19 protein-coding genes are annotated in these 19,117 nt (G+C 42.5%); 5 read left to right on the top strand and 14 right to left on the bottom strand.

What is annotated here, in order from left to right; genetic code table 11:
• Positions 1 to 143: 143 nt before the first annotated feature.
• Positions 144 to 635: an Rsd/AlgQ family anti-sigma factor gene (locus VEZ01S_RS13825; RefSeq protein WP_021714671.1), complete on the bottom strand. Its 492-nt coding sequence runs from the start codon at positions 633 to 635 to the stop codon at positions 144 to 146.
• 171 nt (positions 636 to 806) lie between these two features.
• On the opposite strand from VEZ01S_RS13825, the gene nudC reads away from it, so the two are divergent.
• Both nudC and hemE read left to right on the top strand, forming a co-directional pair.
• Positions 807 to 1,601 carry an NAD(+) diphosphatase gene (gene nudC, locus VEZ01S_RS13820; protein ID WP_021714670.1) on the top strand — a complete coding sequence of 265 codons (795 nt, stop codon included), beginning with the start codon at positions 807 to 809 and terminating at the stop codon, positions 1,599 to 1,601.
• 114 nt (positions 1,602 to 1,715) lie between these two features.
• Entirely contained in the window at positions 1,716 to 2,780 is a 1,065-nt protein-coding gene (hemE, locus tag VEZ01S_RS13815; RefSeq protein WP_021714669.1) for a uroporphyrinogen decarboxylase, read from the top strand.
• Positions 2,781 to 2,874: 94 nt separating this feature from the next.
• On the opposite strand, the gene lpxL (VEZ01S_RS13810) is transcribed toward hemE, so the two are convergent.
• The 5 genes from lpxL (VEZ01S_RS13810) to coaBC all read right to left on the bottom strand — a co-directional run bounded on the left by lpxL (VEZ01S_RS13810) (position 2,875) and on the right by coaBC (position 7,271).
• Positions 2,875 to 3,819, bottom strand: coding sequence for an LpxL/LpxP family Kdo(2)-lipid IV(A) lauroyl/palmitoleoyl acyltransferase (lpxL, locus tag VEZ01S_RS13810; protein WP_021714668.1), 945 nt, complete (start codon positions 3,817 to 3,819; stop codon positions 2,875 to 2,877).
• 184 nt (positions 3,820 to 4,003) lie between these two features.
• Positions 4,004 to 4,948, bottom strand: a complete 945-nt coding sequence (gene lpxL, locus VEZ01S_RS13805; RefSeq protein WP_021714667.1) for an LpxL/LpxP family Kdo(2)-lipid IV(A) lauroyl/palmitoleoyl acyltransferase — start codon at positions 4,946 to 4,948, stop codon at positions 4,004 to 4,006.
• A gap of 15 nt (positions 4,949 to 4,963) precedes the next feature.
• Entirely contained in the window at positions 4,964 to 5,554 is a 591-nt protein-coding gene (gene slmA, locus VEZ01S_RS13800) for a nucleoid occlusion factor SlmA (protein WP_021714666.1), read from the bottom strand.
• Positions 5,555 to 5,602: 48 nt separating this feature from the next.
• The gene (dut, locus tag VEZ01S_RS13795) at positions 5,603 to 6,058 is read right to left on the bottom strand and encodes a dUTP diphosphatase (protein WP_021714665.1); all 456 of its coding nucleotides are present in this window, start codon (positions 6,056 to 6,058) and stop codon (positions 5,603 to 5,605) included.
• A 10-nt stretch (positions 6,059 to 6,068) separates the two neighbouring features.
• Complete coding sequence (coaBC, locus tag VEZ01S_RS13790; RefSeq protein ID WP_021714664.1) at positions 6,069 to 7,271, bottom strand: bifunctional phosphopantothenoylcysteine decarboxylase/phosphopantothenate--cysteine ligase CoaBC; 1,203 nt, start codon at positions 7,269 to 7,271, stop codon at positions 6,069 to 6,071.
• Between the two features lie 176 nt (positions 7,272 to 7,447).
• On the opposite strand from coaBC, the gene radC reads away from it, so the two are divergent.
• Positions 7,448 to 8,122 (top strand): RadC family protein, encoded by a 675-nt coding sequence (gene radC, locus VEZ01S_RS13785; RefSeq protein WP_021714663.1) that lies wholly within the window; start codon positions 7,448 to 7,450, stop codon positions 8,120 to 8,122.
• 25 nt (positions 8,123 to 8,147) lie between these two features.
• Here radC and trmH read toward each other — a convergent pair whose 3' ends face one another.
• The 5 genes from trmH to VEZ01S_RS13760 form a co-directional block, all read right to left on the bottom strand.
• Positions 8,148 to 8,834, bottom strand: coding sequence for a tRNA (guanosine(18)-2'-O)-methyltransferase TrmH (gene trmH / locus VEZ01S_RS13780; protein ID WP_021714662.1), 687 nt, complete (start codon positions 8,832 to 8,834; stop codon positions 8,148 to 8,150).
• Between the two features lie 2 nt (positions 8,835 to 8,836).
• Entirely contained in the window at positions 8,837 to 10,957 is a 2,121-nt protein-coding gene (gene spoT, locus VEZ01S_RS13775) for a bifunctional GTP diphosphokinase/guanosine-3',5'-bis pyrophosphate 3'-pyrophosphohydrolase (RefSeq protein WP_021714661.1), read from the bottom strand.
• Positions 10,958 to 10,993: 36 nt separating this feature from the next.
• The gene (gene rpoZ, locus VEZ01S_RS13770; protein WP_017027279.1) at positions 10,994 to 11,266 is read right to left on the bottom strand and encodes a DNA-directed RNA polymerase subunit omega; all 273 of its coding nucleotides are present in this window, start codon (positions 11,264 to 11,266) and stop codon (positions 10,994 to 10,996) included.
• Between the two features lie 58 nt (positions 11,267 to 11,324).
• On the bottom strand, positions 11,325 to 11,948 hold the full coding sequence (gene gmk, locus VEZ01S_RS13765) for a guanylate kinase (RefSeq protein ID WP_021714660.1): 624 nt from the start codon (positions 11,946 to 11,948) through the stop codon (positions 11,325 to 11,327).
• Between the two features lie 247 nt (positions 11,949 to 12,195).
• Positions 12,196 to 13,335 carry an Lcl C-terminal domain-containing protein gene (locus VEZ01S_RS13760; protein ID WP_021714659.1) on the bottom strand — a complete coding sequence of 380 codons (1,140 nt, stop codon included), beginning with the start codon at positions 13,333 to 13,335 and terminating at the stop codon, positions 12,196 to 12,198.
• A gap of 389 nt (positions 13,336 to 13,724) precedes the next feature.
• Between VEZ01S_RS13760 and VEZ01S_RS13755 the strand changes: the two genes are divergently transcribed.
• Positions 13,725 to 14,126, top strand: a complete 402-nt coding sequence (locus VEZ01S_RS13755) for a hypothetical protein (protein WP_021714658.1) — start codon at positions 13,725 to 13,727, stop codon at positions 14,124 to 14,126.
• 187 nt (positions 14,127 to 14,313) lie between these two features.
• Here the strand turns inward: VEZ01S_RS13755 and VEZ01S_RS13750 are convergent, their stop codons facing one another.
• The 3 genes from VEZ01S_RS13750 to VEZ01S_RS13740 form a co-directional block, all read right to left on the bottom strand.
• Positions 14,314 to 15,255 carry a 2-keto-3-deoxygluconate permease gene (locus VEZ01S_RS13750; protein WP_021714657.1) on the bottom strand — a complete coding sequence of 314 codons (942 nt, stop codon included), beginning with the start codon at positions 15,253 to 15,255 and terminating at the stop codon, positions 14,314 to 14,316.
• A 62-nt stretch (positions 15,256 to 15,317) separates the two neighbouring features.
• The gene (locus VEZ01S_RS13745) at positions 15,318 to 16,475 is read right to left on the bottom strand and encodes a UxaA family hydrolase (RefSeq protein ID WP_021714656.1); all 1,158 of its coding nucleotides are present in this window, start codon (positions 16,473 to 16,475) and stop codon (positions 15,318 to 15,320) included.
• A 24-nt stretch (positions 16,476 to 16,499) separates the two neighbouring features.
• Positions 16,500 to 16,790, bottom strand: coding sequence for a UxaA family hydrolase (locus VEZ01S_RS13740; protein WP_021714655.1), 291 nt, complete (start codon positions 16,788 to 16,790; stop codon positions 16,500 to 16,502).
• 169 nt (positions 16,791 to 16,959) lie between these two features.
• Between VEZ01S_RS13740 and VEZ01S_RS13735 the strand changes: the two genes are divergently transcribed.
• Positions 16,960 to 18,894, top strand: a complete 1,935-nt coding sequence (locus VEZ01S_RS13735) for a sigma 54-interacting transcriptional regulator (RefSeq protein WP_021714654.1) — start codon at positions 16,960 to 16,962, stop codon at positions 18,892 to 18,894.
• Positions 18,895 to 19,117: the final 223 nt, after the last annotated feature.

The raw sequence follows: 19,117 nt of genomic DNA, 5'->3' as shown, positions 1-19,117 counted from the left end.
GTGATTGGTATGACTGTCAAACGGAGATAGGGCGGTGCTAGCACTAGGCGAGCAGATAAGCAGCTATGAATATTTTATAGGGATACTCAGTTCGTAAGGAAACCTAGGAGGCCATGAGCTTCCTAGGTTCTTAGTAAGGGACTTTACGCACCAGGTGGGATTGCTAGGCTATCAGCGATCAGTTTTATCAGTAGATCTTCTACTTCAAACCTAAGCTCAAGTACTTCGCCAACCTTCGACATATCACTTTCAAAATCATGTAGGTCGTCATCACTAATTTCTGCGTATTTATCAGTAAAGCTCAGCAAAGGCTCTGTAGTGAGTACAATCTTCGCGTAGGTCTGGCTGATTTCTTCTGTGGACTGAAACCCAGTAGAGCTCCATTTGTCCATGACCATATCATAAATCTTAAAATGGCCTTCAGAGATGTAATCGACGAGATGTTGAGAAAACTCGTGAAGCTCTTCTTTAGACGGCAAGGTAACAACATTTGATGACGCTGAAGCAGGCTGTAATGCGGCAAGTTTCACGTACTGAACGAGCAACGCTTGTCGAGTTTCTAACCAATGGTCAATGACTTCACTTGAGCCACCCCATTCTTCTTGTACTTGTCTGAATTTATTTAGCATGACCATGTCCTCATGATCCTTTACCGGTCAGGTAAAGCTCTCGAATACTCCGAGAGGGTTCCATGTTAATAGCAAAATTATGTGTAACACCAATAGCTTTGAATCAATTCACTGTGCGACTGGTATAGATTTAGATTGCCAGTAAAATGGTAGAACTGCAAGCAAAGAGATGATGAGATGTTAAAAAAAAGTAAGCGTCAGGTAACGGCTTATTGGCTGGTGGTTAATGGTAGCGACGTGTGGATACAAGATAAGTGTATTCCATTTGGATGTGCGGATTCCCTTGGGCACGGACTTGAACAAGCCATTGATAGTGCTATCAGAATCGGTTGGTATGAAGGGCACCCAGTATATTGGTTGAATGATAGCGACATTGATAGTGAATTGCCGATGTTGTCATTGCGAGCGCTATTATACCTCCCAGAAGCATTATTTCTGTTAGTAAGCAAAGCCGTTCAATATGGTCATATGACTCAAACGATGAGGTTCTGTGGTTGTTGCGGTGGCCGAAACAGTTTCAATCACAATCAATTGGCTATGCAATGTCAGCAATGTCGTACTTTGCATTATCCGCGCATCTTCCCCTGCATTATTGTCGCAGTCCGAAAAGAGAACCAGATTCTCTTAGCTCAACATCCTCGTCATAAAGGGAATATGTACACTGTGATTGCAGGGTTTCTTGAGGTGGGAGAAACACTGGAGCAATGTGTCGCTCGAGAAGTGAAGGAAGAAACGGGCATTGATATTCAAAATATTCAATATTTTGGTAGCCAGCCATGGGCATTCCCTAGCAGCATGATGATGGGGTTTGTGGCTGAGTATCAAGGGGGAGACATAAAGCCGGATTACAATGAACTGAGTGACGCTAAATGGTGCGATTACGATGATCTACCAGAGGTTGCTCCACATGGCACTATCGCTCGATCCCTTATTGATGCAACGGTAGAGACGATAAAGGATAGCAATAGCTAACCTTCAGTTTTTAGTACTGATAACATGATCAACTGCTCAATCCTTCGTTACAGGTGAGAAGTGAAAAGTGCTAATATAACGCTTTCGTAGTTAGGGATTAAGCAAGGCTTAGAAATGACTGAATTAAAAAATGATCGTTACCTGCGAGCTTTATTGAAGCAGCCGGTTGATTACACGCCTGTATGGATGATGCGTCAAGCAGGTCGTTACCTACCAGAGTACCGAGCAACAAGATCAGTTGCGGGTGACTTCATGTCTCTGTGTAAGAATGCTGAGTTGGCCTCAGAGGTAACATTACAACCTTTACGTCGTTTTCCTTTGGACGCCGCAATCCTATTTTCGGATATTTTGACTATTCCTGATGCAATGGGATTGGGCTTGTATTTTGAAACGGGTGAAGGTCCAAAATTTGAGCGCCCAATTACTTGTAAAGCGGATGTCGACAAAATTGGTCTACCTGATCCTGAAGGTGAACTGCAATACGTGATGAATGCCGTTCGACAAATTCGTAAAGACCTACAAGGTGAAGTGCCACTGATTGGTTTTTCAGGAAGCCCTTGGACTCTTGCTACATACATGGTTGAAGGTGGAAGCTCTAAGGCATTCACCAAAATCAAAAAAATGATGTATGCAGAACCTGCGACATTACACTTGTTGCTCGATAAGCTGGCAGACAGTGTGATTGAGTACCTAAATGCCCAAATTAAAGCGGGTGCGCAGTCAGTAATGGTCTTTGATACATGGGGTGGCGTACTGACTCCTCGTGATTACAATGAGTTCTCATTACGTTACATGCATAAAATTGTCGACGGTCTGATTCGTGAGAATGAAGGACGCCGCGTGCCTGTGACCTTGTTTACTAAAAATGGTGGAATGTGGTTAGAGTCTATTGCTGCAACAGGTTGTGATGCCGTTGGGCTTGATTGGACCATTAACATTGCCGATGCGAAGAAGCGCATTGGTGACAAAGTTGCTCTGCAAGGCAATATGGACCCATCCATCTTATATGCTCAACCAGAACGTATTCGTCAAGAAGTGGGTACTATCCTTGAAGGATTTGGTGAAGGTACAGGTCATGTGTTTAACCTTGGTCATGGTATTCATTTGGATGTGCCACCTGAAAATGCCGGTGTGTTTGTCGAAGCGGTACATGATTTATCTAAGCCGTATCACAAGTAAAAACGCATAGAATAAAATAAGGGTCGGAACTTGCGATGGCAGGCTCCGACCCTTTTTATATTGTGTCAAGCAAACAGGTGTTTTTATGACTCGCTTACTTATATAAAAGCCCTTTGGCTTGGTTTTCATCTTTGGGTGTTTTAAAGCGCTTATGTAACCACATCCATTGTTCTAACTTACGTAAGATGGCTTTCTCTATGGCTTTATTCATGTAGGTCGCACCCGCCTCTACATCATCCTTAGGGAAGTTTTCATGGATAGGGTCATCAAAGTACAACTCCCACTTTCTATCGCTGTCACGATAGCCTGTCATTGGGATTATCGCGCAATCGGTAGCTCGAGCGAGAATATTAGCCCCTGTTACCGTACATGCTTCTTTTACCGCAAAGAAAGGCACAAATACCGCTTTTTTACGGCCATAGTCATGATCCCCTAAATAAAAAAGGCGCTCACCCGTTTTTAAGGTGCGAATCATTTCTTTTAAATTCTTTCGGTCAATGACTTTATTGCCGTTATGAGTGCGTCCCCAATATTGAATTAAGTTATACGCTGGATTGGAGTGGGGGCGATAGACGCCATGTCCGGGATAACCCAAAATGGCAAAAGCTCGCGCACTGACTTCTAAATTGAGAGCATGAGGATGGCATACCAGCACCCCTTTCTTTTGTTTAGCGCATTCAATAATGGGCTCAGCATTGTGCACTTTAATATGACGTTTTAGTCGCCAAGTTGGCCAAAACCAAGTAATCCCCGTTTCAAACAGCGCAAAGCCAGTGTTCTTAAAATTCTCTAAGACAATTCGCTCAATCTCATGTTGAGGCATGTCAGGGAAGGCGAGCTCAAGGTTTCGTTTTGCTACTTTGACTCGGCTTTTGGCAAATGGCATTGCCATTTGGCCTAAAGAACGCCCTAAAGGAAGTAGCAGAGCCAGTGGCAAGATATTGACAATGAAGGCCAGTAGACCAAACCCGAACCAAACTCCCCAATAGGCAGGGTGTAGCAATTTAATGCTAAAGGTGGGGTTATCATATTTACTCATAAGATCCTAATGGGGGGATAAGTGCAAGCTGACTAGACTGGCGAATAGGTCACTTAGTGACAAAAATTAAGTGGCTCTATGTAGAGAGCCACTTACGTTAGACGTTCTGATTCAGCTTAACACTTTTGAGTAGGTAGCCGTACTAATTATGTGGGAAAACTTACGTTAAAGCGTGATTTGGTCGCTATTTGTAGCGAACTCCTCTAGGCTGGTTTTCATCTTGCATGGTTTTATAGCGCTTATGTACCCACATCCATTGATCAACTTGGCGTAAGATGACTTTTTCATACGCCTGATTCATCAAGATAGCACCCGCCTCTACATCATCCTTAGGGAACTGCTCATGAATTGAGTCTGCAAGATTCAGTTCGTATTGCCCCTTTTCATATCGGAATCCAGTCACCGGAATCATGGCGCAATTTGTCGCTTTAAACAGCAGGTTAGCTCCCGTTGTCGTACAGGCATCGGGCACGCCAAAAAAGGGAACAAAAACAGACTTATTACGTCCATAATCATGATCTCCCAAGTAAAACAAACGTTCACCACGGTTGAGAGTACGAATCATCTCTTTGAGATTCTTACGATCGATGAGTTTATTTCCATTGTGTGTTCGACCCCAGTATTGGACTAAGTCATAGGCTGGGTTGTTGTTTGGTCGATATACACCACTGCCCGGATAGCCTAAAACAGCAAACGCTCTTGCGCTAATTTCTAGATTAAGAGTGTGAGGGTGGCAGAGTAGAACACCTTTACCTTCATTCTCAAAATCGATCGCTTGTTGTAAGTTGACGGTGCGGATATGGCGCTTTAGGCGCCACGTAGGCCAAAACCAAGTCATTCCCATTTCCATAAAGGCAAGACCGGTATTTTTGATGTTTTCTTCGACTAAAGGGTCGAGTTCCTCAGCCGATTTTTCTGGAAAGGCGAGTTCCAAATTACGTCGTGCAACTTTAACTCGGCTCTTTGCCAGCACCATGCCTAGTTTGCCTAAACCATGACCTGCCTTAAGCAAAATGAAATAAGGCATTAGGTTTACAAACAAAGCGAGAACACCAAAACTAAACCAAACTAACCAATACCTAGGGTGAAGCAGTTTGATTGAAAACTTAGGTGGGGCGTATTTATTCATATTCCTTCCAACAGATTAAGCTAGTTGCTGACTTAGCATGCTCCAATATTCATCAAAATCAGCGGATGGTTTAATTACAAAATCACTACGAACAAAGCGATTTAAGCGGCCTTCGGCATAGCTTAGTACTATGGATGCCAGTATCTTTTCATCAGTTGCAAAAGCTTGGCCTTCACGAAGTACGCGCTCTCGTAAAATCTGCTTTATTTGGCTTTCTATTTTGCTAAATAATTGATTGATACGATCTCTTAGTCGCTCATTCTCAAACATTAGTGCATGACCTGAAAGGATGCGAGAAAGTCCTTTGTTATGTTCAGTAAATAACAAAATAAAGCGCAGTACTTCGTATAAACGCACCATGGTATCTTTTTCTTGATCCATGATTTGATTGATGCGAGATAAAATGGATTGCTCGATAAATTCAATCAAGCCTTCAAACATACGAGCTTTACTAGGGAAGTGGCGATAAAGAGCCGCCTCTGACACCCCCACTTGTTGCGCTAATTTAGCCGTAGTAATTCTGGACGTTCCATCACTGGATTCCAGCATCAAAGCAAGAGCTTGCAAAATCTCATCACGACGATTTGAACTACGTTTGCCTGTCATTTATTACGTCCTTTTTGTTTATTCTTTCGCTGTAGAAATAGGTCTAAATTACTGTTTACCAGAGTGACCAAAACCGCCTTCACCTCGTTCGGAGGCATCAAAATCATCCACAAGGTTGAATTTGGCTTGCACGACAGGCACAAAAACCAGTTGTGCGATGCGATCGCCTGGCTCAATAGTGAAGGTATCTTGACCACGGTTCCATACTGAAACCATTAGCTGTCCTTGATAGTCAGAATCAATTAGGCCGACCAAGTTACCTAATACGATACCGTGCTTATGCCCAAGACCTGAGCGAGGAAGAATCGTCGCGGCTAGACTTGTGTCACCAATGTGGATAGCAAGGCCTGTGGGAACTAAATGAGTTTGCCCTGGAGTGACAATTAATGCTTCATCTAAACACGCTCGAAGATCTAAGCCTGCAGAGCCTTCGGTTGCATATGCAGGCAGCGGAAATTGCTGACCAATACGAGAATCTAGAATCTTTAAATCAATTTCTTTCATTACGTTACGCTTATTGAGTAAGTTCGTTAATTTGCTCTAGGATGTTCTTAGCGAGCGTTTGCTTGCTGGCTAGAGAAAAGTGCTGCTGTCCATTTGCCCAATAAAGGCTAACAACATTATCGTTAGAATTAAAACCAATACCAGTTTGCGAAACATCGTTTGCACAGATTAGGTCTAGTTTTTTTCTAGTCAGTTTGTCCATTGCATAGCGTTCAACATCTTGTGTTTCAGCAGCAAAGCCAACGGTAAAAGGTCTGTTTTCGGATAGGCTTGCAACAGTGGCAATAATATCTGGGTTTTTCACCATACGAATAACCAGCTCATCAGTGCCAGCCACTTTCTTCATTTTTTGTTCTGCAACTTCGGCCGCACGATAATCCGCAACCGCGGCACAACCAATAAAGATATCGTGCTCAGTTGCTTGCTCAACTGCGGCTTGGTGCATTTGCTGGGCACTCAATACATCAATACGTTTGACATTGCTTGGCGTAGGCAGGTTAACTGGACCACTAATTAGGGTAACTTCAGCGCCAAGTTTTGCCGCTTGGTCGGCTAACGCAAAGCCCATTTTTCCTGAGCTATGGTTTGAGATAAATCGAACTGGGTCGATTGCTTCTTGGGTTGGACCAGCGGTAATTGCAATCTTTTTACCTTGCAGAATCTTCGGTTGAAAATGGCTAATGCATAAGTCGACCAATTGCATGGGTTCCAACATACGGCCAGCGCCTATATCACCACAAGCTTGTTCACCAGAAGCAGGGCCCCAAATTAACATCCCACGACGACGTAAAGTGGCGATGTTTTCTTGCGTGGCAATGTTGCTGTACATCTGTTGATTCATAGCAGGAGAAACCGCAACAGGTGCATCAGTAGCAAGTACAAAAGTGCTTAACAGATCATTGCCCATTCCCGCAGCCATACGTGCGATAAGATCCGCTGTGGCTGGAGCAAGAAGTACAAGGTCTGCCCACTTTGCGATTTCGATGTGTCCCATAGAAGCTTCTGCTGCGGGGTCTAACAGGCTTTCTGCAACAGGATGCCCCGACACGGCTTGCATGGTTAATGGAGTAATAAATTCTTTTGCGGCTCTAGTCATAACCACTTTGACTTGAGCGCCTCGTTCAGATAAGCGTCGAGTCAATTCCGCACATTTATACGCTGCGATACCACCGCTGATACCGAGAACTATTTTTTTACCTTCAAGAGGTTGCATGCTCATTTTCTCAATTAAATTAATAAGGTAACCATACCATATATTGCACTGGAGTTAGAGTTTGACGCATCGACGGATGCTCTGCGATCTTGATACCAACTTTGTTCCATATACAGTTCAATGGATTCATTCTGCGTCAATACTACCTGTCTGAATAGGTTCAGCAAGGAGTAGAGATGACATTAAAAGATTTGCCAAAGGAGTCTCTCCCCCGGGAAAAACTCATCAACCAAGGCCCCGGTTCATTAACGGATGCGGAACTATTAGCGATTTTTTTGCGTACGGGTTGCCAAGGCATGAATGTATTAGAGCTGGCCGATTATTTACTAAAATCGTTTGGTTCACTCAGGCATTTGTTAACGGCATCAGAAGCATTGTTTTGTCAGCACAAAGGATTAGGGCAAGCAAAATATGTGCAACTACAAGCGTTTATAGAGATGACGCAACGTTACTTAGCGGAAACATTAGAAAAAGGCGATGCCTTAACCAGCCCTCAGCAAACGAAATTGTTTTTGCTGAGCTTGTTGCGAGATAAACAGCGAGAAGTGTTCTACGTGTTATTTTTAGATAATCAGCATCGAGTAATTAATCATGAATCTATGTTTGAAGGGACCATAGATGCGGCCAATGTCTACCCTAGAGAAGTGGTTAAGCGCTCTTTACAACACAATGCATGCGCACTGATTTTGGCACACAATCACCCTTCCGGAGTCGCTGAGCCTAGCCAAGCGGACAAACGAATAACACGACGTCTCATTGATGCACTGGCGCTGGTGGATATACGAGTATTGGACCACTTTGTCGTCGGAGATGGTGAAGTCGTATCGTTTGCAGAAAGAGGTTGGATGTAAAAGGGAGCCCGTATGAAGTGATACGCTATTTACGTTGCATTTCTGCCCACCAATGCGGGTCAGCCATAATTTGCCCTGCATCATCAAGAGGCGGATACGGCAAGTTTTTACGTTTGGCGACTTTAGCAAGAACAGGGTGACCACGCTCAAATAACGTTTTTTGGATCACTTGCTCTGGCAGTTTTACTGGAGGGTTGTTATACATGTCTTTGTTGTGACGTTGACGTTGCGCTTCAAATAAAATCAAAGCACTTGCCACTGAAACATTCAATGACTGGACCATTCCAAGCATAGGGATCACGATATCTTGATCGGCCATTTCTATAGCGATATCACTGGTGCCGTATTTTTCTCCGCCAAGTACGATAGCGGTAGGGATAGTGTAATCGACTTCTCTAAAGTCAACGGCTTTATCGGAAAGGTTGGTGACCAGTATTTGCATGCCTTGAGCTTTTAGACTCTGATAGGCCTGTTGAGTCGTCTCATGAGTTTCTACTTCAACCCAGTTTCTTGCACCTGCTGAAGTGTGGCCTAAGGTTTGCATTCTTTCATTTGGCCACACCGCATGAATCTTATGCAAACCTACCGCATCTGCAGTACGAACCACTGCAGACACGTTATTAGGCTTATGGACTTGCTCTAAACAAAGAGTAAGGTCGGCCTGACGAGAATTAAGAACCGAAACAATTTTTTGATAACGTTCTGGACTCATTACTACCTACGGCGACGACGTACTCTTAATACTTGTGGCATAACACGAATCTTCTTCATGATGCCAGCAAGATCCACTCTATCTTTTGTCGTTAAAGAAAGCGTAATCATATACAAACGACCGTCTTTCTCTTCGGTTGAGATACCGTGGATATTGGACCCTGTGCGAGAAATAACATTGGTTAATCCAGCGAGCGCACCTTGGGTGTTTTGCATATCAATTTGCAGAGCAGTAATAAACTCTTGCTCATGGCTATCGGCCCATTCAACCGCCATATATTTATCAGGTTCTTTCTGATAACCGCGAATGTTTGGACACGTTTCTCTATGAATGACCAGACCTCTACCCGGAGAGACATGCGCCAAAATATGGTCACCAGGGATCGGGTGACAACAGTTAGCGTAAGTCAGCAGAATACCATCAGCCCCTTTGATAGAGAGTTTCTTCTCTGAACGAGGTTCTACTGAACTGGTTTCTGTGAGGGAGTCGGCATCGCCAAGCAATCTACGCGCTGCGATAATACTCATTAACTCACCAAGACCAATCGCCGCTAACATATCGTCAACGCTTTCTAGTTTTAGATCGCTAAGGACTTGAGTGACGTTTTCTGGGTAAATCGTTTCAATAGAGTGACGACCAAGCGCATGATTCAGAAGTCTACGGCCTAGAGCCACAGAATCTTCTCGGCGCATCGTTTTAAGAACCTGACGGATCTTGGTACGTGCACGTGAGGTAACCACATAGTTTAACCATGCGGCATTAGGTCTTGCCCCCGGCGCACTAATGATCTCTATGGTTTGTCCACTTTTCAGCGCTTTGCTTAAAGGATACGGATTACGGTTTACACGTGTACCAACACAAGTATTACCGACATCAGTATGTACTGCGTATGCAAAATCGACCGCAGTCGCACCAACAGGGAGCTCTACAATACGGCCTTTTGGCGTAAATACGTAGATTTCATCAGGGAACAGATCGGACTTAACGTTTTCGATAAATTCGAATGAGTTACCCGCGCTTTGCTGTAGCTCAAGCAAACTTTGCATCCAACGTTGAGCTTTCACCTGCGCTGTCGTACCAGAGCGTTGACCGTTGCTCTTATATGACCAGTGCGCTGCAACCCCTTTATCGGCCATTTGGTCCATGTCTTCTGTACGAATTTGTACTTCAACAGGAACGCCGTGTGGGCCAACCATCGAGGTGTGCAGTGATTGATAGCCATTGGCTTTCGGTACCGCTATATAGTCTTTCATCTTACCAGGGCGTGGTTTGTACAAGCTGTGTGCTTGACCCAATACGCGATAGCAAGTATCTACATCATCAACGATCACTCGGAACGCGTAAATATCCATAATGGTATGGAAACGCTGCTCTTTGGTTTTCATTTTGTTGTAGATGGAATAGAGGTTTTTCTCGCGACCCAATACCTTAAATTTGATACCACACTCTTCCATACGTCCCTCAATTTCTGAGTGGATACGTTGGATCATCTCTTTACGGTTACCACGAGCATTCTTAACCACTTCTTTTAAAACACGATAGCGGTTTGGATAGAGGGCTTCAAAGCCAAGCTCTTCAAGCTCTGTTTTGATATTGTGGATACCCAGACGATGGGCAAGAGGTGAGTAGATCTCTAATGTTTCTCGAGCAATGCGGCGGCGTTTATCTGGACGAAGTGCTCCGAGGGTGCGCATATTGTGCGTACGGTCAGAAAGCTTAATCAAGATAACGCGAATATCCTGAACCATAGCCAGCACCATTTTACGGAAGTTTTCCGCTTGGGCTTCTTTACGGTCTCGGAATTTCAATTTGTCGAGTTTAGAAACACCATCAACCAGCTCTGCTACAGCAGTACCAAAGAGGTTTTCAAGTTCTTCTTTGGTGACTTCGGTATCTTCAATCACATCATGAAGAAGAGCCGCTTGGAGGGTCTCGAGATCAAGGCGCATTTCAGCGAGAATTCTTGCAACAGCCACAGGGTGGATGATGTAAGGTTCACCGCTTGAGCGAGTCTGCCCTTCATGGGCATCTTTTGCTACCGAATAAGAATGTCGTAGAGCCTCAATTTGAGGCTCTGTTAGATATTCTTTGGCAACGTCTTTAAGGCTATCAAATAGATACAAATTACGGGCCTAAAAGGTTACGAAATGTTGTGCAGATTAGCGAGTGTGAGCGATGCTGCTTACGGCTGCTAGTTCTGCGGCTTCCTGCTCTTGTTGCTCTTGACGATCTTTAGCGTCCAAGATTTCCTTAGTAATCAAACCTTCTTCGATTTCACGAAGAGCGATTACTGTTTGCTTATCGTTCTCTTCTGGCACTAGGGCATCTTTGCCGCCAGTTTGCATTTGACGTGCGCGACGAGCCGAAATTAGAACAAGGTCGAAACGGTTACCAACTTTTTCAACAGCATCTTGTACAGTTACGCGTGCCATGAGGACTCCAATTACTAAATTACATTTTAAATGACGGGAAATTATACAGCTTTCTAGATTACTCTGCTAGTAAAGCTGATAGCATTCCACTGTATTTTGCTGTTTGTTTGTCTTGTTTAAGGCGTTCTGCTCGCAGAATGGCCCTAAAATCCATCAAAGCAGCGTCAAAATCATCGTTCACTATGATGTAGTCATATTCATCATAGTGCGACATTTCTGATTTCGCCTCACTCATTCGTTTGGCGATAACTTCTGAACTATCTTGACCACGCACATTTAGGCGACGCTCCAGCTCACCATTTGATGGTGGTAGGATGAAAACACTTTTTGCGTGTGGCATCTGTGCACGAATTTGACGCGCACCTTGCCAATCAATATCTAAGAATACATCGATACCTTTATTTAGATTTTCTTCAATCCAAATACGAGAGGTGCCGTAGTAATTGCCAAAGACCTCAGCGTGCTCTAAGAAAACACCGTCTTCAATCAGGCTTTCAAATTCACTTCGCTCTACAAAATGATAATGAACGCCATTTTCCTCACCAGGACGCACTTTACGCGTAGTATGAGACACAGAAACCTTCATTGCGTATACCGGATTTTTTTCCAGCATCGCTGATATCAGGCTAGATTTTCCCGCTCCGCTAGGTGCAGAAACGATATAAAGGGTGCCTTTTCCCATTCGTAGAGCTCCGAGATAGTGATTAACAGTGTTATTGAGCAAGTGATTGTTGCGCAAGTCCAATAATGATAGCACTAGGGCTTACATAGAAGTAACCCTAGAAAAATGGTTGCGAAGAATAGCATGGAAATGCATCAATTCTCAATATTACTTTTGTACAGATAAAGCTGCCAGAAATGAAAGAGCGAGTTTTTATGCAAAACTCGCTGCTGCCCAAGCCAGTATGAACGCTGGAAACTGGAAAGAGTTATGGCATGTTACGCACTGCGCGAGCGTAGTTTTCAATTCGGATAACATCACCTTGGGGGCCAAAACCGTTCGGGTAGTCTTTAGCATCTCCCTGTTTAGGTTCTGCTCGTTGTGCTCCTGCGCCATGAACATCAAGTAATGTTCGCTGGCTTGATTTAGGACGTTTCATATAGCCAAGGCACTCACCAAAGCAAAAATACGCGGCTTGTGATTGAGATTTGCGACCGGTTTTCTGATGAGTTGTACTGCTCCAAAAGGCAGGGTAGTTGTCATTCCCTTGCTCATCTTTGATGGTAGTGATGGAAAATATAGGGTCAATCGCTGCTGACTGCGTCGCTTGCGGTGAGCGATCATAGTTAACAATAGTCTGTAGCTCTTTAATATCTGGTAGACGCCAATCGTTATAACCTAAGTACTTCTCTTTATTGAGCTTAGCCACCCATTGTTTGGCATCAGACCAGTCCAACCCCATTTGACTGTCTTGCTTAGACCACATTAGTTGAGTGGCTGAATCACTAATTGTGCCGTCGTTGTTATCTGTAAAATGGTTTTTGCTGTAGTCAGGATTACCTCGTACTAAGCGCACAGTAAATTGATTGTCTTCTTTCGTGCGAGGTTGCACCAACGGATAACCTTTAATGCGCCCATCGGCAAAGTTGACGCCAAATACCGCTTTGTCTTTGCCCATCACTTTACCTGAGTAAATAGAGGTAGAAAGGTATTGTGAGTCAATCACGCGCTTGCCATTAGTGCCGTAGGCGAAATCGAATACATCAGTATCAATAAATGGTTTAGAACCATTAGGAACCTTGTACATATCGCGACTACTGGCATCAACACCAGTAAATAAAATCAGCGAATACAACTCTTTGATATTGGGTACGCGCCAGTCATTGTGCCCACCAATTTTTGCTGATTTAGCGTATTTTATCGCTTCGTTAAAACTCATCACCTTATAGTCTTTTTGCCACATTAAACCGGTAGTTTTATCGGTGATGGTATCGTCGTTGTTGTCTTGATAGTGCCCTTGCTCTACAGAGATCACCGGATAGTTGTGAGTAGTTGCTGCATTCGCCACGGGTAGCATTGCCGAGCAGCAGCTGATTGCGACAGTGAGATTTCGGAGTAGGGAAGACATAGGTATCCTTATTGCTTAACGTATTTTTATTGATGGATTCTAAGCTTGATTCTTCGTTTATCTCACCACGTTCAAAATAGGTATAAGCCAGTTTATCGGCATTGATAAATTAATCAGTTCAGTGAGCTTAGTTGAGGTAAACGATAGCAACTCAAATAATAAAAGGTATGAGCTTTACTTGAATTTACAGAACGCTGAGAGTTGGGTCTTAAACTGTGTCCTCAGATTCTAAGTAGGAAGAAGGGGGACGCTTGAAATACACACTTCCTTACATTTGCTGGGGCGATAATTGAAATAAAAACATGAGGTTATAGGTCTCATTAAGCGGACGTCACAAGACTCACTTACTCTAGCTCTTTTATTATTGAGCGATTTAAATAGGTATCTCAATGGACCGAAAACTGCAAACCAAGCTATCCATTAGCTTGTTATCACTACGAATTACCGTCTTTATCGTATTCTTATTCTGGGGGTTGGATAAGATAGTTGTGCCTGAACACGCTGTTAGAGTGATGTCTGGGTTTTATGGCCTGAATGTCTCTATTAATGCCATGATTGTATTAGGTATTGCGCAAATGCTGTTTTTAGCGGCGTTTGTATTGGGTATGTGGAAAAAGGTGACTTACGGAGCGGTATTTATCCTGCATGGCGCTTCAACTTTGTCTTCATTTGCAAAGTACTTTGACCCATTCAACAATCTACTGTTCTTTACCGCTTGGCCAATGTTGGCTGCCTGTTTGGTACTTTTCTTATTGCGTGACTACGACACTTACACCATAGGGAAAAAGTAAGCGACCAAAAACACGGTAACTTAAGTCAAATAATGAGGGGCAGATCAGGATATTTGTCCCTCGTTTTTTGTGTGGATTACTGGGTAGCTAATACAGAGGGTAGTCTTAAAGGATAGAAAAATAAGGCATAATGGATGGACAGATTATGCCTTATTTTCGATGGTGATAATTTTAATTTGCGCTTTTTTTATAGTGCGGCTTTTTTCTTTTGATTACGTTTGGCAACCCAAGTCGTCAACAACGGAACTGTGAGCGCTGTTATAATTGTTGATGCAGCAACTTGTGCTGTTGCAATAGCGGCAAGATGGTGCAAGCTTGGATCGACTAAAGCAATTGCTGCTGGTGTGGCTACAGCGTTCCCTGACGTTGAGGAAACAGCAGCCCCCGCAATTCCAGACCCCCCCGATGCTTTATCTGCAAGGATATTGAAAAAACCACCTAGAAGTAGCGTTAAAAGACCAAGCAATATACCTGATGCACCAGAGGTAAGAAGCATATGGAAGTTAATGCCAACACCTAAACCAAATGCAAAAAATGGGATAAGCATATTTGCGCCAGTACGTAAAAAGTCGCGCATTTCTTCGTCAAGGTTACCAAGGATCATACCAATAATGATCGGCACAATAACACCAACAAGATTCATAAATGGGATTGAAACTAATCCTGCAGAACCTAATGCAACAAGTGTTAAGAATGGACCATCATTCAGAGATACAATGGCAATTGCGCCTACGTCAGTTTCTGAACCGTATTGACCCGTTAGTGCTGCATACAAGCCACCATTACTATTAGTCATACCTGAAATAATAGCTAATGCGGATAGGCCAAATAAACCATCAGGACCAAAGCATTTAGCGATGACTAAGCCAAGTACGGTACCAATAATAAACTTAGACAGTGTGATCGTAACACCGGTACGGATTGCCTTCGGTGCTGCATTTAAACGAATGTCAGCCCCCATACAAACAAGGAATACCCCAAGTATAGCCATTGCCCCATGAGAGATTGAGGTTACAAACCCTCCAATTTCAAGTGCTTGTGGTGCAAATGTTTTAAAAAGAGCCCCAAGAAGTAGAGGAATAACCATCATTCCACCAGGAAATTGCTCTATTTTCTGTTTTATTTTCATTATTTTATTCACCCTGAAATATCTAAGCTGAACGGTGTCAGCTTAGATAGGTTTTATTTTTATTAGAATGTTGGTGCAGTTTTATAAATGCAGAACTCTTTGTGACCAAGCGTTTCTGATTTAGTTGGTTTACCGTTCGCTACTGCGATAATTTCTTTAAGTAGCACTTCACCCATATCTTTGATTGATGAATCACCATCCATGATTGGAGAAACATCTAAATCGATGTTGCCTGGCATTTTGTTGTATGTTGTCTTATTACCAGTGATTTTGATTACTGGTGAAATTGCGTTACCTGTTGGTGAACCACGACCTGTGGTAAATGCCATTAGGTGAGCACCGCCAGCGGCCATACCGGTCATAGATTCTACATCCTGTCCTGGGCTATCCATAATGAATAGACCTTTGGCTTCAGGAATATCAGCATATTGAAGAACGCCTGTGATAGGTGCGTGACCCGATTTATGGATGCAACCAAGAGATTTTTCTTCGATTGTGGTCAAGCCACCTTCGATGTTACCTGGTGTTGGCTGGCCACCACGGATGTCTTCACCTAGAGCGATAGCGCGAGCTTCACAACTGCGAACTAGTTCAAGAATCGCTTCAGAACCTTCTTCTGTTACTGCTCGGCCTGCTACAACATGCTCAGCACCGATAAATTCAGTTGTTTCAGAAAGCATTGATGTGCCACCGTTATTTACGATGAAGTCAGATGCTTCACCAACGGTTGGGTTTGATGCAAGACCAGATGTTGTATCTGAACCACCACATTCCATACCTAAGATCAGTTCACTAATATCACATTCTTCGCGAACCTGTTGAGAGAGTTCTTGAGCAAAAACACGTGCATATTCAGCACCCTTAGCAAATGCACCTAATGTGCCACCGTCACCTTGGATGGTAACCATTTCAACAGGCTTACCTGTTTTTTTAATTTCGTCATAAACGTGTGTTGGCTCAGTACCTTCACAGCCAAGACCAACCACAACAACGGCACCAATATTGCCATTTAATGCGGTATTGATAACGGTTTTAGTGGTTAAGCGTGCATCAGAGCCAATTTGGCAGCAACCAAAAGTGTTATTGATGTGTGTACAACCTTGTACTTTTTCTGCAATTTCACGTGCAACCAGATTAGAGCAAACACTTGTTGCTAGGATAAGAACGTGGTTACGAATACCAACTTGTCCGTTCGGACGACGATAGCCCATAAATTTCATGATAAATTCTCCTATTAATTCTTATTATTGTTGGTCGCCACGACCACGAGCACTTTCTACATTGTGCACATGAACCCATTCACCAACTTTGATATCTTGTGTTGCTAAACCGATTGATTCGCCGTATTTAATAACGTGCTCACCCTTTGCGACGGGTGAAATGGCAATCTTGTGACCAAATGAAATGTCATCTATTAACGTCACTTCTTTTTCTGAGTCACCAATAAACATACTTGCGATGTCACCCGCTTTTAGTTCAACCGTAGCAACAGCGATAGAGTCTTTTGTCGTAATAACGACTGCATTCTTTTTCATATTTAATGTCCGTTTTAGATTTCTGTTCTTAGTAGGGCAATTAGCGTGCCAACTTTTAAATCCTTGTATTTACTAAGGTGAAAGGAATTCAGGACTTTAAAACAAATAGAAATTGATGTATTTTGCATCACTCGCTACAGCAATTTGCATCACCTAGGTGGGGAAGAAGATGAATAACAGTGAAAAAATGTGTTTGGTTGCACCCTATGAAGAACTCGCCATCGCCGCAGAACGTTTACAAGCTATTTTTCCTGTACCTGTAGATATCTATAGAACGGATTTAACGCATGTCACATCCGATATTGCCTATTTAGAAGATAAAAATTATGGGATGCTGATTAGCCGTGGTGGGTGTGCAGAGATTTTAAGAACTCGCTCTTTATTACCTGTGATGGAAATAAAAATTTCATTGTTTGATCTCTTTGACGCTTTATCACCTTTTATGAACACGTCAATGCGGATCGCTATCATAGGCTTTCGTAGTGTAATTTATAGTTGTATGGCCGTTGCAGAAAAACTCAATGTAAATTGTGAGTTATTAATTATTGAAGACGATAATGTTAATAATATCGACCAGCAAATAATGCAAATTAAATCTCAGCTAAGTAATAATAAGTTTGACTGGATTATTGGCGATGCAGTGTATAAGGATTATTTTGAATCTAGTTTTTCAAAATACACCATTATAGAGTCAAGTGATGATTCTATTTTACGGGCGATTGAAGATGCAAATGAACTGTGCAAAAGTATAGTTTCAAGAAATAAAGAAAGTACATATTATCAAACTTTATTTGACCATTACCATAATGGATTAATTTCTATTGATACAGCAGGCGAAGTTATTCACATTAATACGCAGGCAATGGAAATTCTAGGGTTTGAAAGTACAACTTATCGTACTTTGAGCTGTATTCATCAAGATTTTCACTCAGCTATCGATTGGGATAAACTTAATCAAGGTTTAAAGGTGATTGGTAAAATAGTAGAAACAAGCAAAGGATCTATTATTGTTAGCCAAATACCGATGTTAAGTAATGGTCGTCTTTATCGAGTATTGTTAAATATTCAGACCACGGGTGATATTCAAGGCATGGAATATAATGTCCGCCGGCATGAAATAGCGAAACGTGGCCTAGCAACACGTTATACATTTGATGATATTTTAACGAACAATTCAGAGGTGAAACGTCGCTTAAAAATGGTGAAGGAATACGCAAAAACAGATGCCACTATAATGATTTATGGTGAGAGTGGCACGGGCAAGGAAATGGTTGCGCAAAGTATTCATGGTGCAAGTAACCGCTGTCACGGACCTTTTGTTGCCGTCAACTGCGGTGCATTGGCATCACAAATATTAGAAAGTGAGCTATTTGGTTATGTTTCAGGAGCGTTTACCGGCGCTTCAGCAAAAGGCAAAGTGGGATTGTTTGAACTTGCTCATGGCGGCACTATTTTCTTAGATGAAATTAGTGAATTAGACATGAACCTTCAATCTCGTCTATTACGAGTGTTGCAAGAGCGTCAAATTATGCGCCTAGGTTCAACACAAGTTATTCCGGTTGATATTAGAATTATTTCAGCAAGTAATAACCAATTAAAAATGCTAGTGAAAGAAAATAAATTCAGAGAAGATTTATATTATCGATTGAATATACTTAAAGCTTCGCCATTACCCTTAAGAGAAAGAATAGAGGATATTGAGTTTATTGGACGACATTTATTGAAGTCCTTTGCTAAAAAATATAATAAACCTCAAATTGAGTTAAGCAGAGAGCTTTGGGGGAAACTACGTCAATTTCAATGGTCAGGGAATGTTCGTCAGCTTAGTAATATTATTGAGAGAATTGTTTTATCTAGCAACTTAAGCCCCGTCCCTTTAGAAGAAGCCAGCTTACTTTTAGAAGATATTGATTATAATGAAGAAGTTGAAGTTAATGACTGTAATCAATCTTGTCCTTTAACACAGGGTACTTTTAAAGAAATTCGACATGAAATTTTGGAGCGAGTATTAGCAGAAGAAAACTTCAATAAATCCAAAGCATCGAAACGTTTAGAGGTTGACCGAACTTCTATAAATCGCTGGCTTAAAAAGAATCAGGACTAAAATTTTCACATTATGCTGTGTGAATGGGGACGTGACCTATGAAATGAGATCGTCCATAAACAACGGTCTCAGATTCAGCTTTATGGTCATTTAACTTTCAATAATTTATACACCTTTATGCTTTCTATAGGACAGCTTTCGAAATTTGCATAGAGTTTCAAAGCCTGTTCCTTTGCCTTGCGGATAACCGCGAACTTTTGGAATCCACATCTCACAATATCAA

The sequence above is a fragment of the Vibrio ezurae NBRC 102218 genome, assembly GCF_000467185.1.
Taxonomy (GTDB): domain Bacteria; phylum Pseudomonadota; class Gammaproteobacteria; order Enterobacterales; family Vibrionaceae; genus Vibrio; species Vibrio ezurae.
This window is presented reverse-complemented; position numbering and strand designations above follow the sequence as displayed.

Coding starts and splice junctions, on each gene's coding strand:
- VEZ01S_RS13755 (WP_021714658.1), top strand. CDS start 13,725: ATGGACCGAAAACTGCAAACCAAGCTATCCATTAGCTTGTTATCACTA.
- dut (WP_021714665.1), bottom strand. CDS start 6,058: ATGAAAGAAATTGATTTAAAGATTCTAGATTCTCGTATTGGTCAGCAA.
- VEZ01S_RS13745 (WP_021714656.1), bottom strand. CDS start 16,475: ATGAAATTTATGGGCTATCGTCGTCCGAACGGACAAGTTGGTATTCGT.
- radC (WP_021714663.1), top strand. CDS start 7,448: ATGACATTAAAAGATTTGCCAAAGGAGTCTCTCCCCCGGGAAAAACTC.
- nudC (WP_021714670.1), top strand. CDS start 807: ATGTTAAAAAAAAGTAAGCGTCAGGTAACGGCTTATTGGCTGGTGGTT.
- coaBC (WP_021714664.1), bottom strand. CDS start 7,271: ATGCAACCTCTTGAAGGTAAAAAAATAGTTCTCGGTATCAGCGGTGGT.
- VEZ01S_RS13750 (WP_021714657.1), bottom strand. CDS start 15,255: ATGAAAATAAAACAGAAAATAGAGCAATTTCCTGGTGGAATGATGGTT.
- slmA (WP_021714666.1), bottom strand. CDS start 5,554: ATGACAGGCAAACGTAGTTCAAATCGTCGTGATGAGATTTTGCAAGCT.
- VEZ01S_RS13735 (WP_021714654.1), top strand. CDS start 16,960: ATGAATAACAGTGAAAAAATGTGTTTGGTTGCACCCTATGAAGAACTC.
- VEZ01S_RS13825 (WP_021714671.1), bottom strand. CDS start 635: ATGGTCATGCTAAATAAATTCAGACAAGTACAAGAAGAATGGGGTGGC.
- trmH (WP_021714662.1), bottom strand. CDS start 8,834: ATGAGTCCAGAACGTTATCAAAAAATTGTTTCGGTTCTTAATTCTCGT.
- hemE (WP_021714669.1), top strand. CDS start 1,716: ATGACTGAATTAAAAAATGATCGTTACCTGCGAGCTTTATTGAAGCAG.
- VEZ01S_RS13740 (WP_021714655.1), bottom strand. CDS start 16,790: ATGAAAAAGAATGCAGTCGTTATTACGACAAAAGACTCTATCGCTGTT.
- VEZ01S_RS13760 (WP_021714659.1), bottom strand. CDS start 13,335: ATGTCTTCCCTACTCCGAAATCTCACTGTCGCAATCAGCTGCTGCTCG.
- lpxL (WP_021714668.1), bottom strand. CDS start 3,819: ATGAGTAAATATGATAACCCCACCTTTAGCATTAAATTGCTACACCCT.
- gmk (WP_021714660.1), bottom strand. CDS start 11,948: ATGGGAAAAGGCACCCTTTATATCGTTTCTGCACCTAGCGGAGCGGGA.
- rpoZ (WP_017027279.1), bottom strand. CDS start 11,266: ATGGCACGCGTAACTGTACAAGATGCTGTTGAAAAAGTTGGTAACCGT.
- lpxL (WP_021714667.1), bottom strand. CDS start 4,948: ATGAATAAATACGCCCCACCTAAGTTTTCAATCAAACTGCTTCACCCT.